The organism is Paenibacillus alginolyticus DSM 5050 = NBRC 15375 (genome assembly GCF_000422905.1).
In the GTDB taxonomy this organism is placed as follows: Bacteria; Bacillota; Bacilli; order Paenibacillales; family NBRC-103111; genus Paenibacillus_E; species Paenibacillus_E alginolyticus.
Genome location: NZ_AUGY01000012.1, coordinates 25,569 through 40,801 on the forward strand (window position 1 = coordinate 25,569; position 15,233 = coordinate 40,801).

12 protein-coding genes, 1 tRNA gene and 2 pseudogenes are annotated in these 15,233 nt (G+C 42.3%); 6 read left to right on the forward strand and 9 right to left on the reverse strand.

What is annotated here, in order from left to right:
• A pseudogene (locus G519_RS53885) lies at window positions 1–211 on the reverse strand (IS1380 family transposase); the annotation flags it as partial.
• Window positions 212–388: 177 nt separating this feature from the next.
• On the opposite strand from G519_RS53885, the gene G519_RS41955 reads away from it, so the two are divergent.
• From G519_RS41955 to G519_RS0106105, 3 genes are read left to right on the forward strand one after another with little or no spacing between them, the layout of a single operon-like run.
• On the forward strand, window positions 389–1,675 hold the full coding sequence (locus G519_RS41955; protein WP_208860879.1) for a hypothetical protein: 1,287 nt from the start codon (window positions 389–391) through the stop codon (window positions 1,673–1,675).
• Window positions 1,676–1,679: 4 nt separating this feature from the next.
• Window positions 1,680–2,909 carry a restriction endonuclease subunit S gene (locus tag G519_RS0106100; RefSeq protein ID WP_029193929.1) on the forward strand — a complete coding sequence of 410 codons (1,230 nt, stop codon included), beginning with the start codon at window positions 1,680–1,682 and terminating at the stop codon, window positions 2,907–2,909.
• Window positions 2,910–2,925: 16 nt separating this feature from the next.
• A complete protein-coding gene (locus G519_RS0106105) occupies window positions 2,926–6,087 on the forward strand; it encodes a type I restriction endonuclease subunit R, EcoR124 family (protein WP_029193930.1) in 3,162 nt (1,053 codons plus the stop codon).
• A 134-nt stretch (window positions 6,088–6,221) separates the two neighbouring features.
• On the opposite strand, the gene G519_RS0106110 is transcribed toward G519_RS0106105, so the two are convergent.
• The 3 genes from G519_RS0106110 to G519_RS41960 form a co-directional block, all read right to left on the reverse strand.
• Window positions 6,222–6,887, reverse strand: a complete 666-nt coding sequence (locus G519_RS0106110) for a hypothetical protein (protein WP_029193931.1) — start codon at window positions 6,885–6,887, stop codon at window positions 6,222–6,224.
• Between the two features lie 42 nt (window positions 6,888–6,929).
• On the reverse strand, window positions 6,930–7,976 hold the full coding sequence (locus G519_RS0106115; RefSeq protein WP_029193932.1) for a Kiwa anti-phage protein KwaB-like domain-containing protein: 1,047 nt from the start codon (window positions 7,974–7,976) through the stop codon (window positions 6,930–6,932).
• A gap of 218 nt (window positions 7,977–8,194) precedes the next feature.
• Window positions 8,195–8,515, reverse strand: coding sequence for an AAA family ATPase (locus G519_RS41960; RefSeq protein ID WP_051253141.1), 321 nt, complete (start codon window positions 8,513–8,515; stop codon window positions 8,195–8,197).
• A gap of 995 nt (window positions 8,516–9,510) precedes the next feature.
• Between G519_RS41960 and G519_RS0106130 the strand changes: the two genes are divergently transcribed.
• Window positions 9,511–9,597, forward strand: a tRNA-Leu gene (locus G519_RS0106130).
• Window positions 9,598–9,599: 2 nt separating this feature from the next.
• On the opposite strand, the gene G519_RS41965 is transcribed toward G519_RS0106130, so the two are convergent.
• The 3 genes and pseudogenes from G519_RS41965 to G519_RS52005 all read right to left on the reverse strand — a co-directional run.
• Entirely contained in the window at window positions 9,600–10,865 is a 1,266-nt protein-coding gene (locus tag G519_RS41965) for a tyrosine-type recombinase/integrase (RefSeq protein WP_051253143.1), read from the reverse strand.
• Between the two features lie 85 nt (window positions 10,866–10,950).
• Window positions 10,951–11,211: a helix-turn-helix domain-containing protein gene (locus G519_RS41970; protein WP_051253145.1), complete on the reverse strand. Its 261-nt coding sequence runs from the start codon at window positions 11,209–11,211 to the stop codon at window positions 10,951–10,953.
• 704 nt (window positions 11,212–11,915) lie between these two features.
• Window positions 11,916–11,993, reverse strand: a pseudogene (locus tag G519_RS52005) (TetR-like C-terminal domain-containing protein); the annotation flags it as partial.
• A 583-nt stretch (window positions 11,994–12,576) separates the two neighbouring features.
• Between G519_RS52005 and G519_RS49965 the strand changes: the two are divergent.
• Window positions 12,577–12,732 (forward strand): hypothetical protein, encoded by a 156-nt coding sequence (locus tag G519_RS49965; protein WP_154669544.1) that lies wholly within the window; start codon window positions 12,577–12,579, stop codon window positions 12,730–12,732.
• A 355-nt stretch (window positions 12,733–13,087) separates the two neighbouring features.
• Window positions 13,088–13,291 carry a hypothetical protein gene (locus G519_RS0106155; RefSeq protein WP_161632906.1) on the forward strand — a complete coding sequence of 68 codons (204 nt, stop codon included), beginning with the start codon at window positions 13,088–13,090 and terminating at the stop codon, window positions 13,289–13,291.
• A 249-nt stretch (window positions 13,292–13,540) separates the two neighbouring features.
• Here G519_RS0106155 and G519_RS0106160 read toward each other — a convergent pair whose 3' ends face one another.
• Complete coding sequence (locus G519_RS0106160; protein ID WP_029193935.1) at window positions 13,541–13,822, reverse strand: hypothetical protein; 282 nt, start codon at window positions 13,820–13,822, stop codon at window positions 13,541–13,543.
• Between the two features lie 22 nt (window positions 13,823–13,844).
• Complete coding sequence (locus G519_RS0106165) at window positions 13,845–15,125, reverse strand: ArsB/NhaD family transporter (RefSeq protein ID WP_029193936.1); 1,281 nt, start codon at window positions 15,123–15,125, stop codon at window positions 13,845–13,847.
• Window positions 15,126–15,233: the final 108 nt, after the last annotated feature.

Genomic DNA, 15,233 nt, shown 5'->3' on the forward strand with positions numbered 1-15,233 from the left:
AACCGAGCATCCAGCCGATGATGAAATAGAGAAGGATCCGGGGTAATGAGAAGACGGAATTGGACTGCTTGAGGCCAGATAGCTTCGCGAAAGCCTCAGTCAGGCGGATTCGCTCTAAGTATTCTAGGAACGCTTTGCCTCCTGCCACACTTGTTCCATTTTGTAACGAAAATTCGGTCTTGATTTTTGAAATTTCTCTGGTAGACTTCACCTTATGGGTGCTCCTCTCTTTGGGTGATGTTGTTCTCGTCAAACACCATTCTACCAAAGATTTGGGCACTTTTTCATATTTTCAAAGAGCGTTACTTTCGAAATTCAGGATAATTTGAATATTCCGAGATATGTTGATTCTTCCGAAGGACCAGAGAAATGGGATCTCTATGCTTCAATGTTCGGCGGCATTCCTATGAGCGAAACTGCTAAACTCGACGTGTACTGGAGTGCCCTTCCGGGATTAAAGGAGGCATTATTTGCACACGGTGCTGGTCCTTACGCTGAATTGACAGTTGGCAATATTGCACAGACTGTTAACGAGCATCCCGCTGTAAAAGCTTTTATTTCTAATTTCATTGATGCTTTCGGAGACTTTGAAGGTTTCATGAAAAACGAGCTTATAACCAATATGGCGAGCCTGAATATCTCAAAGCAAGAGGCCGTATTGAGTGCTGAAATTTTTGCCCGACTTGCCTCCATTCCGCTTATTAACAAATATGATGCCTATCAATTTCTTGCTGATGAGTGGGCAAAAACATCAGTTGATCTTGAAGTCATTCAGACAGAGGGCTTCAACGCTGTTAAGAAGGTTGATCCCAATATGGTCATCAAGAAGAAAGACGGTAAAGAAGAAGAAGTACAGGATGGTTGGATCGGTCATGTTATTCCGTTTGAACTTGTACAGCGGACACTTCTTTCGGATGAATATGAAGCGGTTATGCAAAAAGAGGGTCGCCTTGCCGAAATCTCCTCTGAATATGATGAAATACTCGACTCACTTTCCGAAGAAGAAAAGGATTCAAGCGTAACAACCGAGTCCAGTGACGCGTTCGTCGCAAAAGAAGTCAGCGAAAAACTTAAAGAAATCTATGCTGATGTCGATACCCAGGAAATTAAGGATCTTAACGCCTATGCCGCACTTTCCAGGAAAGCCGACAAACTTGCCTTTATCAGCGCACACGACGATGTCATATGGTTCAATATGGAGGCAAGCCATGATGGTACCTATGCTAAAAAAGCAGTAAATGCTTATTTAGCAGTGCTGAAATCTGTTTTTAAATTCCCGGAAGAATCCTTTGAAGCAAAAATTATAAAAGTAGATAAGCTGATGGCCGAAGAAAAGGAAGTAAAAGCACAGGTAAAAGCGGATGCGGCAGCCTTGCATATGAAAACCAAGGAAACCATTGAATCGCTGTCCGACGAGCAGGCGCTTGAACTGCTTGAACAAAAATGGATTGTTCCATTTACGGAGAGTATTAAGAAGCTTCCCTATGCAGTAATTTCTGTTCTGATAGACAACCTCAAAGCTCTTTCTGAAAAATACGCTGTCACTTACTTTGCGGTTGAAACGGAGATTAGAGAAACGGAGTCTATTCTCTCGGTACTCATTGATGAACTCGTCGGCAATGAGTATGATATGAAAGGTCTCAGCGAGCTCCAAAAGCTACTGAAGGGTGAATAATATTATGGCCGGAAAAGATGGAAAACCAGATATTCGTTTCAGTGGATTTACCGATGCCTGGGAACAGCGGAAGTTGGGAGAAATATACACGGAGCGGAACGAACGAGGAGACGATTCATTACAGATCCTTTCTGTTTCCATTCATCATGGTATTTCAAACGAAGAATTAGACAGCAATACTTTAGGGAAAAAGGTGCGCAGAAGCGAAGATAAGACCCTATATAAACATGTGTATTTCGGTGATCTTGTTCTAAACATGATGCGTGCGTGGCAAGGGGCAATCGGAGTCGTGAAGTCAGAAGGGATGGTAAGTCCTGCATATATTACTGCTATTCCCAGTACTCAGCTTTACCCTCTGTTTATGGATTATTGTTTGCGCCGAGATGAAACGATTATTCAGATGAATAATCTCTCTTATGGAGTGACCGACTTCAGAAAAAGGCTTTACTGGGACTCGTTTATTAACGTAATGTGTCGCATACCTTCTGTACCTGAGCAGGAGAGGATTACGGCCTTCATAACCAACCTTGACAAGCTTATTACCCTTCATCAGCGTAAGTATGACAAGCTGGTGATCGTCAAAAAATCCATGCTCGAAAAAATGTTCCCTAAGGATGGAGCCAATGTTCCGGAAATTCGCTTTTCTGGATTTACCGATGATTGGGAACAGCGTGAGTTGGGAGAACTTGGCGAAACATATACAGGATTATCAGGGAAAACAAAAGATGATTTTGGACATGGAAACGGGAAATTCGTTACTTATATGAATGTTTACTCTAACCCTATCGCAAAACTAAGTTTAACAGAGCCGATTGAAGTTGATAGCAAACAAAATGAAGTTAGGTTTGGTGATGTATTTTTTACTACATCTTCTGAAATACCAGAAGAAGTTGGAATGTCTTCGGTTTGGCTTGAAAATAGCAATAATACGTACTTAAACAGTTTTTGTTTCGGATATAGGCCAATAGAAAAATTAGACCATTACTATCTTGCATATATGTTGCGTTCTTCTTGTGTAAGGGGAAAGATAACATTCTTGGCCCAAGGTATATCTCGTTACAACATATCCAAAAACAAGCTGATGGGAATTGATATACCGATTCCAAACATCGAAGAACAAGCCCAAATCGGAGGGTTTTTCAAACGACTCGACAACCTCATCACCCTTCATCGGAGTAAGCTAGAAAAATTGAAAAATATAAAAAAAGCTATGCTCGAAAAAATGTTTGTGTAGGAGGTGTGAACGCGCAATGGTCTTTAACAAAGAATCTGATTTTGAGGAAGCCTTGATTGAGGTGCTGTCGCATAAAGGCTGGGAATCTAAGGTTTTAAAGAATCCCTCTGAAGAAGATTTGATAAAAAACTGGGCGGATATTCTCTTTGAAAACAACAGAGGGATTGACCGTTTGAATAATTATCCTCTGACAAGAGGCGAGATGCAACAGATTATGGAGCAGATCACAACACTGCGTACGCCTTTAAAATTAAACGGATTTATCAATGGAAGAACTGTAGCCATTATTCGTGATAATCCCGATGACACGCTGCACTTCGAAAAAGAAGTCAGCCTTAAAGTTTACGACCGCCGTGAAATCGCTGCCGGACAAAGCCGCTATCAGATCGCACAACAGCCAAAATATAAGAGTAAGTCCAAAATATTAAATGATCGCCGCGGCGACTTGATGCTCTTGATCAACGGTATGCCGGTTATTCATATCGAGCTTAAGCGCAGCGGCGTTTCGGTCAGCCAGGCCTATAACCAAATTGAAAAGTACTCCGATGAAGGGATTTTCACCGGAATATTTACGCTGATTCAAATATTTGTTGCTATGGAACCGGCAGAAACCGTTTATTTCGCCAATCCCGGAATGGACGGAAAGTTTAACAAAGATTTTTATTTTCGCTGGGCAGATTTTAATAACGAGCCTATTAAAGATTGGAAAACGATCGCTTCTTCACTGCTTTCCATTCCGATGGCACACCGGCTTATCGGATTTTACACTGTCGCCGATGACACAGATGGCGTGTTGAAAGTCATGCGTAGTTATCAATACTATGCAGCAAATGCGATTTCTGACCGTGTTTCCAAAACCAACTGGGATGGTCGAGATAGACTTGGCGGATATGTTTGGCATACCACAGGCTCCGGCAAGACGATGACAAGCTTTAAGTCGGCGCAACTGATTGCAAACTCCAAAGATGCCAATAAGGTCATCTTCCTGATGGACAGAATAGAACTCGGAACTCAGTCCTTGAAAGAGTATCGCGGTTTTGCAGATGAAAATGAGTCCGTTCAGGCAACGGAAGACACGATTGTATTAATTTCAAAACTAAAAAGTGACAACCCGGCCAACACGCTTATCGTCACATCTATTCAGAAAATGAGTAATATCAAGGACGAAGAAGGCGGATTAAATGCTCATGATATTGAGATAATGAGTTCCAAGAGAATCGTTATTATTGTCGATGAGGCGCATCGCACTACCTTCGGAGATATGCTCCAAAATATAAAGGATTCTTTCCCGTCTGCCGTTTTCTTTGGATTTACAGGAACGCCGATTCAGGATGAAAACCAGAAAAAAATGAACACTACCTCGACCATCTTCGGTAACGAGTTGCACAGGTACAGCATTGCCGACGGTATTCGTGATAAGAATGTTCTTGGATTTGATCCTTATAAAGTGTTGACCTACAGAGATAGGGATATTCGGCAGGCTGTTGCTTTGGAGCGGGCAAAATTGTCTACCGTTGAAGAAGCTCTAGCTGATCCTGATAAGAGCGAAGTCTTTTATAAATATATGAATTCCTCTCAAATAAAAATGGCGGGCTATATAGGTGATGATGGAAAGTATGTGAAGGGTATTGAGGACTATTTGTCTAACACCCAATATCAAAGGGAAGAACATCGGAGTACGGTTATTCGTGACATTGCAGATAACTGGGTGACATTAAGCCATAATAGCAAGTTTCATGCAATCTTTGCTACAAGCAGCATTCCGGAGGCGATCCGTTATTATCGAATAATAAAACAAGCCATACCTACACTAAAGGCTACCTGCTTGTTTGACCCAAGCATCGACAATAACGGCGGAGTAGCTTTTAAAGAGGATGGTCTTGTTGAAATAATTGAGGATTATAACGCCAGATACAAACAGGAATTTAGTCTGAAGAGATACGACAAGCTGAAAAAGGACATTGCTACGCGACTTGCTCACAAAAAGCCATATCAATTTATTGAAAGAACACCTGAAATGCAACTCGATCTTCTGATTGTAGTCGACCAGATGCTTACAGGCTTCGATTCCAAGTGGATTAACACGCTTTATATGGATAAGGTGCTTCGGTACGAAAATATCATTCAGGCATTTTCACGTACCAATCGTTTGTTCGGCCCGGAAAAGCCTTTTGGAACGATACGATACTACAGGTATCCGCATACAATGGAGCAAAACATAGAAAAAGCTGTGAAGCTCTATTCTGGCGACAAGCCTATTGGATTATTTGTAGAACGGCTTGAGTATAACTTAAATAAGCTGAATTCAATTTTTGATGATATCAGCGAACTGTTCGCTCGTTCTGGGATTCTGAACTTTGAAAAGCTTCCGGATGATCTTTCGGAGCGCGGTAAATTTGCCTCTCTCTTCAATTCATTCAATGACTATCTGGAAGCTGCAAAAATTCAAGGCTTTAAGTGGAATCAGTCACAGTACAACTTCAGCCATGGCAGTGGTAAGCCAAAGACTCGAGTCGAAATGAGACTGGATGAAAATACTTATTTGATTCTGGCTATGCGGTATAAAGAACTGTTCGGCGGCGGCGGCGGCGGTGGCGGCGACGATGTTCCTTTCGAGATCGTTGGTTACCTGACGGAGATTGATACCGGGAGAATCGACTCAGATTATATGAACTCGCGTTTTGAAAAGTTTCAGAGAATTCTTACTCAAGATAATGTAGATGAAGCAGAGATGCGGAAGACACTTGATGATCTGCACAAGTCATTCGCTACATTGACGCAGGAAGAACAAAAGTATGCAAATATCTTTCTTCACGACGTAGAAAGCGGAAATGCCAAGTTTGAAAGTGGTAAAACTTTCAGGGAATACGTCACTGAATATCAATTCAGAGCAAAGAATGACCAAATCCGGCGTATTTCACGATTCTTAGGGTTGGATGAAAGGAAGCTACGTAATCTGATGGCTGCCAATGTAACTGAGGCAAGCATCAATGAGTTCGGTCGTTTTGATGATTTGAAGGCTTCCGTAGAAAAAGCTAAGGCAAAGGATTATTTTGAGAAATTAGAAAACGCAAAAATACCAATCTTTAAGATCAACATAAAAGTACACAATTTGCTCCAGGAGTTCATTCTTAAAGGTGGGTTTGATATTGAAGAGCGGGAGATTAAAACTGAGTGACGACCAACTCTTTGGAGGCAACACCTTCGTGACAGAGCAAGTCATTCGAAATATATAATAAGCATTGGTATTGTTATGTAGCCATTGCCTATACCTTTACTAAGATCCAGATGAATGGGAGCCCCTAAAGGGAATTACCATTCATCTGGATCTTCGTCGTTATTATTAATGGATAAATAAAAAATATTGTTGATTAGTTTAACAGTCCGAAACTTGTTGTTTAAATTCATGGACTTCTCACAAGTTATAACAATAACCTCTTGGCGGATTGACGGATCAGCGATTTCCGCTTCTCTACTTTGATTCGAAATAATTGCCTTATATACTTGTCGACCAGACACGAAGAACACCGGACATACACTAATAAAGTCCGTCTTCACGTAAATCGCAATGACGATCAGTACAATTGCAATGGTGACCATTAGGTTTATTCCCGATGCTTGATCTATGGAGACTAAGGGTAGCAGTAATGTCATTAAGAAAAATGAATAGTCATTCACACTTAAACGTTCATATTTTCTGACTGACACATTCATACCTATTTCCCTAGCCCGTAATTGACGATCATAACCGCTGAAAAGCCACATGGCAACCAAGCGGTAGATGAGCAGTGATATAAAGATTATCCCCGCTATAACAATTACGTCAAAGATCGTTTTATCCATATGCTTAGCCAACCATGTTGCCCAATTCGTTTGCTTGAAGAAGTCGTTACTGTCGATAAATCTGTAGATCATAATAAGGACTAAGGGAAGGTAGGCTGTCGCCCATAAAATGACCTGTTCACGCTTGCCCCACATATTTCTCTCCCTCCCAAAGAGGACTTACATACCCCCTAAGAATTATTCTTCGTAAGCAACCGCCACCTTGAAGTCTTCGGTTACGAATGACTTTACGATCTTATCAGCAAAGAAATGTAATAAAGCCCTGGGGGAAGCATCCTCTTTAAAGATAATCTTACGGTTATCCAGATCAATGTATTCGAACAATTCCCAAATGGTGCTGTACTTCTTCTTATACCGTTCCTGCTCAGCTTGATTCGCAGGAAGGTTCGCTTTGATTTGTGACAGTTCAGTACATCTAGCCTCAAAATTGGTCTGAATAGCCGTTAGGGTGTCGCGTTTAATTTGAGCTAGCCCCCGTGAGTGGATATACTTTTTACAGGACTCCTCGAATTTCCCCTTGTTCGAATCCTCACCATCAAAGAACGGCATTGAAATAATCTCAGTCAAGTTCCGATCTCGCTGTTCATTAATATGATCTCGGTAATCAAAAGCGAACTCGAAATTCCGGACATTTATAATGAAGATAAAATCTCCGACAATAAAGAAGTCGATGTTACCCCCTATATCGACTATGGTATCCTCGGCAAAGACGAATTGATTAGCATTCTTGAAGACCATCAATTTCTTTGATGAACGCATGCTGTTTTTCTTAACCCCTCGGTAATAACAAAAATACGCATCTTGCTCACCTAGAGTTAGCTTTACCATTTGAAAGCTGGTATGCTTTTCAGGATACTCAGGATCAGGAGTGCGTAATGCTGTGGTCAACTTTCTAACTTTATCTAAAAGACCCTGATTCTCAGATAGCTCGAACCTTGCAATACGGTCATTTATCTTGATTTCATGGTTATAGTTCCCGACTAGAAAAACCTTACTTTCGGTATCGTCAACTTCCTTCAACCCCTGCAAGGTTTTAATGATACTTTTCTTGACCCACTTTATAACATCTGGCGCAAGTTGAATACCTGAGGATTGATAGAAAGAATCAGCTTCCTTTTGCACTCTTACAAGGTGAAAAGATAGATCTACCTCATTCAAAGCTTCGTCAGTCAACGCCAAATTGCTGAGTCTATAAATGATATTATCATTGTGGTTTATATCCATCCTATATCGCCTCCCCCCCCCGTATTCAATAATTCGACAAAAGGAAAGGATTCCCTCCATTATATTTGCCGAATCATGCTGAAATGTGATAAGGATGACGCAGAATACAGAAAGCATAAGGGCACAGAACTGGAAACAACGTAAATGTCAAATACGCTTGAGAACAAAATGTTTATCATCGATTTCATTTCGTTTGATTTCGTTTGAATACTAACGATTTATCTCTTCAGGCCAAGCAGTTCGATTAACAACCTCAAACTTTCGTCTACCTTTTGATGAGCCGTGTCGATAATGAGGCGTTCCCGATCCCAAACCTCGTATTTTCTATTTTTAACTTCATCCCAAGATGGAAGAGTAAAGCCGGGAATGTCCGTTAAACGTGTATGAATACGATGCCTGTGTTCATGTTCGTCAAACGGAATTTCAAGAGATTCCGCCACGTTTCGCCAAGCTTGGCGCGTAATGGTTATAGGATTGACCGTATCTGCTATCACATCGAGATTTAAACGCAAATTTTGTTTCGCAAGCTCGTAACACACGATGTAGCCCTCAGGCCCGTTAACACTGATTCCGGCAGATCGCATCGCTCGACATTAAGCCGGTGTTGGATTCTTCACATTACATCCCTTTCACTTTTTCACTTATTGACCTTCTTGATAGACACCGCTAATATCTACAGATGTGCTCAAGAGCAGACAAACTTAGGACTAGACACCATCGCCAATCAGATTGAGGGAGTTGAACCTGATTGCCGAAAATTCACAAGAAAGGCTCAAGCCATAGCGTTTATTGACTCTATCATAAACAAACTGGTTAATAAGGAAGGAGTCACGCCACAGAAGATTGTCATTTTGAGTAATCGAAAAAAGGAAAACTCAATCTTATGTGAAACTGCTACAGTTGGTGGACACTGTCTCAGCGATGGACGGAAAATGCCGGATGCTAATTCAATAGCCTATAGAACAGTTCAAGGGTTCAATGGACTTGAATCGTATGTCATCATTTATATAAACCATACATACAAGAACGAGCCAAGAACTGATAGTGTCCGTGCTGCCCTTTATACGGCTCAGACGAGGGCAAGATTTTATTTGTATGTAATGGACTTTGAAGAGAGTTGGAAAGATTGAGGCGTGCAGCTGTGGATTCTGCCTTTTAATTAATTTGCTCCGCTAAAATCTGTCGATGGTAGTGGAGCAGGACTGATTCGATTGTCGTTCTCTCCGAGTTCTCTCAAACGTTCAATTTTGGTCGCTTTTTTATGATTTCCCGAGGCGCCTTGTGGCACTAGGAAAAGGCGATGGAAAACGCCGAAATCCTTGATTCTATAAGGATTTTTGCGGTTTTTTGGTTCCCCTAAAGGGACATAGTTTCCGCTTGCTTCCCTTTAGCGCGTAAGTTTCAGGTTCCGGTGCGAAAGCCGCTCATAATTCCCCCAAACGCTTGTGGTTATGCGGTTTTATCGGTGTTATAGTTTCAAGTTCTCTCCTGTAGTTCTCTCCATTTTCTGATGTACAGGATGAGGGCAAAATGTGCGGTCGTGGCGGAATTGGCAGACGCGCTGGCTTCAGGTGCCAGTGGTAGCAATACCGTGGAGGTTCGAGTCCTCTCGACCGCACCATCCTAACAAAGAACTGGCTCTTGAAGTTGTCCTTGTGACGATTCAGGAGCTTTTTGCATGATTGGGATTTGTAAATTGTTGTTCATGACCTGTGCCGACGAAATCTTTGAACTGTAGTCCAGATGAGCATAAATGTTAGCCGTCGTGGAATAATGGCTATGCCCCAGCCATTCTTGAATTTCTTTCAGGCTTACACCATTTGCAAGTAACAAGCTCGCACAACTGTGGCGAAGATCGTGGAAACGAATCCGACGCATACCGTGCTTTTGGAGAACAAGCGGGAAATGTTGCGTTATATACCCTGGCTTGATCCGATCTCCCAGCTTGTCTACGTAAATGTACTCCTCATATTTGTATTGATAGGAATCTTTGAACAAGGCACGATTTTTTTGTTGTTCTTCCCAAAGTCGGAGCAGAAGTTCAAAAAAGACAGGCACGAGCGGCAAAGTACGATAGCTTGATTTATTTTTTGCACGATCTTTCTCCACAATGATTTGTTTCCCTTCATACGATATGGAGGTGACGGTGTGGCGAATGGTAATGGTTTGACGCTGAAAGTTGATAGCGTTCCATTTCAATCCGACAATTTCGCTTCGTCTAAGGCCATAGAACGCGGCCAAACACACGGCCAGTTCCACAGGATCGTCCTTCAGCACTTCAAATAGCTGATTAAGTTCCTCGTTTGTGTAGTAGCTTCCGATGAATTGATTTTTTTTCGGTCTGTCAACCTTGTCTGCTGGATTGGAGCGAATCATGTCCATCTTAAAGGCATGTTGCAGAGCCTGACGAATATTGGCATGGTAGTGCTGCACCGTGTTCGTCGTGACTTTGTGTTCTTTCAGACAATACTGGTAGAAATCATGCAGATGCTTGGGTGTTAACTCGGTAAGCAAAATCTTTTTCTCCTGAAAGTAAGGGACAATCCTTGTCTTCACGGCAAAAGAATATGCTGCATGCGTGGATACTTCCACCAGGTATTTCATCATTTCAAGCCATTCCAACATAAAATCGGAAAATAGAATACCGGTTGGACTAGCTTCCCCTTGTGTTACTTCCTCCTCTCTCGGTTTAATTTCCTCGGCAGCAGACTCGGAAGGAATTTCAAAGTTCTTTCGTGCGTCTTGCAGCATACCTTCCGCTTTCTTTTTATTTCCCTTTGTCGGTAACCCTGTTGCAATCCACTTGGTTTTTCGCTTGCCCTTTTCATCTTTGTAATTCAGAACGATATAATAATTCCCTTTCTTTTCTTGTAGGTGGCCTGCTACCATTTCTTATCCCTCCCAGGATAGCAGTCCCGGCTTCCTACCATCGACGCTTTAATTATAGCAGGATGAATAAAACTGTATCAATACTTTAAAGCGTGAAAGTATTGTTGTGTGCCGGGGTCATGATTTCTCGTAAATAATTTATGACGCTCAGCTTAGGGATTCTGTAAAAGCGACCGATGCGAAAGTGAGCGATGCGCCCTGATTGGAGTAATTTGCGGCCCGTTTTGGTACTAATACCGCCTAACATAGTACACATTTGTTCGACAGTTACGACGTCAGGCAAGGTCTGAAAAAGAAGTTGGTAAGGGTCAGATTCAAGGACAGGTTGATCTTGGTTATGTGACATGGGCGATCTCCTTATTCAACATAATTCGATTGAGAAAAGGAGACGCAATTACATGCGTCTCCCAGCCCTCTATTTGGTTTTTAGCACGCCTAATGATTTATTCGGCAAACGGTAGTGAACCGTCCTCATAGGCTCTATGCCTCCTCCAGAATCTCTGCAGGCCGCCTCCACTGCGATTAGCTGTGGCAAGGCGGAAGTATCATTATCCCTCCATGCAAATCATCGCCTTGAATGGTACTACCATTCACTAATGCGTAAGACCGGAATCGCTCGCATTTTGCTGAACATTCGTTTCCGAAAAGAAAAATGGTCGTGGCGCAGTCTGCATTCTGGCTATCCTTATTAGGTCACATGGGGAAAGTACCGAATAAATCGTATGTAATTGTCAATGTATATAGAGGCTCTGAAGTATCCCTCTATTATCCGTTTCATTTACTAAGCAAAATCGGACCGACTTTGAAAAAATTGTGAAGAATAGGAGGGACTAATGAAATAAAAATAAAGCAGCCCTGGATATATACCGGAGCTGCTTTGAATTGAATGATCGGTGCGCCATGATCTGATAGGTTTATTTCGAGAAGATTGACCACATGGGTATGTAGGGGAAACTGAAACTTAGTTTTGAAACGGTAACTACAACATGCCTTCTAAGTATGCACTCATTAACTTCTCTCCAACAAAGTCCCAACGTGTTTGGCCATTACTTAAGGCGGATACGGCATTCCATTTTTAATCCACCATTCAATGACCCCTACATAAGCGATTCCGGCATATTGCAAAATATCATTATCGTTTAACACCGTAATATACGAGCCATTTTTTAATCCCCTCAGAAATGCCTTAAACCCTTGTCACATAAGGGATTTCAAAGATCTCCCACTTCGCTTTTGTCACTTTGTCCTCGCATAACTTTGATTTTTTCAGCCAAGATATACGAACAAGGTGCTTAAAGGTAATACGCGGAAAAAGATATACGCACCTGTTTTTTACGAGATATACGAGGCAGATGATGAGAGCATAACTCCTGTCAAATCATCAGTCAAGTTCAAGCCTAATGCTTAAAATACGTAATATCATCAAACGTGCCATTGGTTGCACGGTTATAAAAGTCACGCGGCATAAAACGCAGACTTCGTCAGACCCCGGAAGGGGTACAAATGATATTCATTCGAGATAAGCTTACTTATGAAGAAGTACGTCGTAGATTTGAAGAGAGAAGGCTACACATTAATTTCCAAGGAATATTAAAATGCAAAAAGCAATTTGAACTTATTATGTTCAAGTGGCCATCTGTGGTCAACCAATATTAGTAATTTCGACTTTGGTCGCAGGTACAGTATTTGTTCCAGAAGGAAGAAATACAACTTGGATGAAGCCAATAGGATATTTGCGAAGGAAGAGTATCAAGTTCAAGATTCCAGATATATGAACGGAAGAACACCGATTAAGGTTACTTGTGATAACGGACATGAGACAGCGATAAGCTTAAACAATTTCGTGAATGGCAGACGATGCTGCTAATGTAGATGGATGAAAGTCAGGGAAGTCAGTATGAAAAAGCTCGAATTAAAGGCGAAAAGTGATCAAGATTTGCCGTGGCGCGAAGCAGGTTGCTCTTTCGCTACCACCAGGAAGTCAGCCAATGAGTCAACTGCTCAGTTAATCCGGAATGGCTTGACAAACTAGATGAGATGAGGAAGAACTTAAAAACTGCGAAGAGACGTACTTATCAAAAGCAAGAGCAGTTAACTAGATGAATTCTTGAATATTTCACTTCCACAGAGCCATGTGGTTAAGAGCCACTGTTAATAAAAAAGAGCCACCGTGTTAATGGACGGAGCTATACGGTCTCCAAAACCCATACAGTGACATGCGAGTGGTGGAGATAACTGAGCGTTCCGGGCCTGTCATCCACGTTCGAATGCAGCATATAATTTACAAGATCCCCGTATGGGGCGACGAACTGGTTGTTGAAATCAACCCACATGGAGTCATCGAACGCGTAGAAGGAAAAGTGCATCCGGATCTGGCCCAAAAAACGTTTAACCGTCCGATGCATGCCGGGATTTCCGAGAAATAAGCAATTACAGTTGCTTCATCTTTCGTAAAGAATGAGTGGGGCCTCGTGGGAGAAACTGAAGTCCGTGCATACTATCTTCCGACTCGTCCCGGCATTCCACTTATTTATGTTGTGACGCTGCTCAACTCGTAGAATGGGATGAGGAACATTTTTGTTCATTCTCTAACGGGTCGCGTAATTGATCAGTAATAAATAATATCCCGCTCCACATTGTTTCATCGGGACGAGATATTATTTTTTTTGGATCATTTAGTTTACCCACTCTACACTTTGCAGCAGCCGACGTTTCATCAGTTCAAGCACGAAATCCTCATAGTGGTCCTTGCGGACTATTACCCGGTATTCATGATTGGCGTAAATATAAAATAAAACGTCCGTATGAATCCGGTTATCCTCATACTCCTTCTGAACTTGCTTCATTCCGTCAAGGTACGGTTTTTCAATTAGGATGAGGATACGGAATTCAATATCATTTTCATTTGCCGTTTCGCTTATCCGTATCACATTTTGGTCATATTGATATTTCAACATTTTTTATCACCTCTTTCGTACGTTATAGTAAGTAGCGAATATATACGTATATGCTCGACAAAATAATGGAAAGCAGCATTAATGGAAAGCCGTATTTCAGAAATTGCATAAATCGAATCGGATGACCTTCTTTGCCCGACATACCGGCGACAATCAAGTTCGCGCTTGCCCCAATAAGCGATCCATTGCCGCCCAGACATGCTCCGAGCGCAAGACTCCACCACAGAGGCTCCAAATTGCTGACGCCCATATTGCCCATTTCATGAATCATCGGAATCATCGTCGCCACGAACGGAATGTTGTCGAGAAAAGCGGACGCGATAGCGCTAAGCCACAAGATCAGCAGGGATGTAGCAACTAGATTCCCTCCGGTTAGTTCAATAGCTTGCGCGGCTAATTTGGCGATGACTCCAGTTTCAATGAGACCGGAAACAAGTACGAACAGACCCACGAAAAAAAAGATCGTCATCCATTCCACTTTTGTCAAAGCTTCTTCCATCATATGCTCTCCGGTAAGCAGAAGCAGTAGGAACGCGCCGGCCAACGCGACCGTCGCCGATTCCAGATGAAACAACTGGTGCGTAAAAAATCCTAGCATGGTTAAACCCAGAACGGTCAGACATTTACGCAGCAGATTGGGATCAGTGATGAGCTCTCTCTCATCCATTTCCATAATACTTTGTTTCAGTTCCGCCATTGTACGTATTCCCTTGCGGAACAGGAAAATAAAGATGGGTACATATGCCGCCATAACTAGAGCAGCAATGGGAGCCAAGTTGTTGATGAATGCCATAAACGTAAGTTCTTTGACTGCGCTGCCGATCATGATGTTCGGTGGGTCACCGATAAGCGTTGCGGTACCCCCTACATTGGATGCGATAATCTGCGTGATGAGAAAAGGAACCGGGTTCACACGGAGCTGTCGCGTAATGCTGAAAGTAACTGGCACCATCAGAAGTACGGTAGTGACATTGTCCAGAAGGGCAGATCCGACCGCTGTGATGAGCGCTAGTGAAATCAGAATGCGGACCGGCTCACCTTTCGCTTTTTTAGCGGCAAATACGGCGATATATTTGAACACCCCCGTTTCAGCAGTTGTGCTTACAATGATCATCATGCCGATCAGAAGCCCCAGCGTATTAAAGTCAATATGATGGAGCGCTGTTTCTTGGTCAACGATGCCCAGAATGATCATGAGCAACCCGCCAATCATGGCCACGATCGTCCGATGAATTTTTTCTGAGATGATGAGCGCATAGATGACGAGAAAAATACCGATTGCCCAAATGGCTTGTTGTTCCATAAGAACCTCCCGTTACAAAAATATTGTTTTCATCATCCCCCAGAAAAATGCAGATTATGCCTGGGACGCTCACTTGAATGGGCAAAAAAAGCAAAAAGAAGCCCGTCA

What these genes read in the sequence shown, in the direction of transcription:
- G519_RS41955 (WP_208860879.1), top strand. Translation starts at nt 389, where the DNA reads ATGTTCGGCGGCATTCCTATGAGCGAAACTGCTAAACTCGACGTGTAC.
- G519_RS0106100 (WP_029193929.1), top strand. Translation starts at nt 1,680, where the DNA reads ATGGCCGGAAAAGATGGAAAACCAGATATTCGTTTCAGTGGATTTACC.
- G519_RS0106105 (WP_029193930.1), top strand. Translation starts at nt 2,926, where the DNA reads ATGGTCTTTAACAAAGAATCTGATTTTGAGGAAGCCTTGATTGAGGTG.
- G519_RS0106110 (WP_029193931.1), bottom strand. Translation starts at nt 6,887, where the DNA reads ATGTGGGGCAAGCGTGAACAGGTCATTTTATGGGCGACAGCCTACCTT.
- G519_RS0106115 (WP_029193932.1), bottom strand. Translation starts at nt 7,976, where the DNA reads ATGGATATAAACCACAATGATAATATCATTTATAGACTCAGCAATTTG.
- G519_RS41965 (WP_051253143.1), bottom strand. Translation starts at nt 10,865, where the DNA reads ATGGTAGCAGGCCACCTACAAGAAAAGAAAGGGAATTATTATATCGTT.
- G519_RS41970 (WP_051253145.1), bottom strand. Translation starts at nt 11,211, where the DNA reads ATGTCACATAACCAAGATCAACCTGTCCTTGAATCTGACCCTTACCAA.
- G519_RS0106160 (WP_029193935.1), bottom strand. Translation starts at nt 13,822, where the DNA reads ATGTTGAAATATCAATATGACCAAAATGTGATACGGATAAGCGAAACG.
- G519_RS0106165 (WP_029193936.1), bottom strand. Translation starts at nt 15,125, where the DNA reads ATGGAACAACAAGCCATTTGGGCAATCGGTATTTTTCTCGTCATCTAT.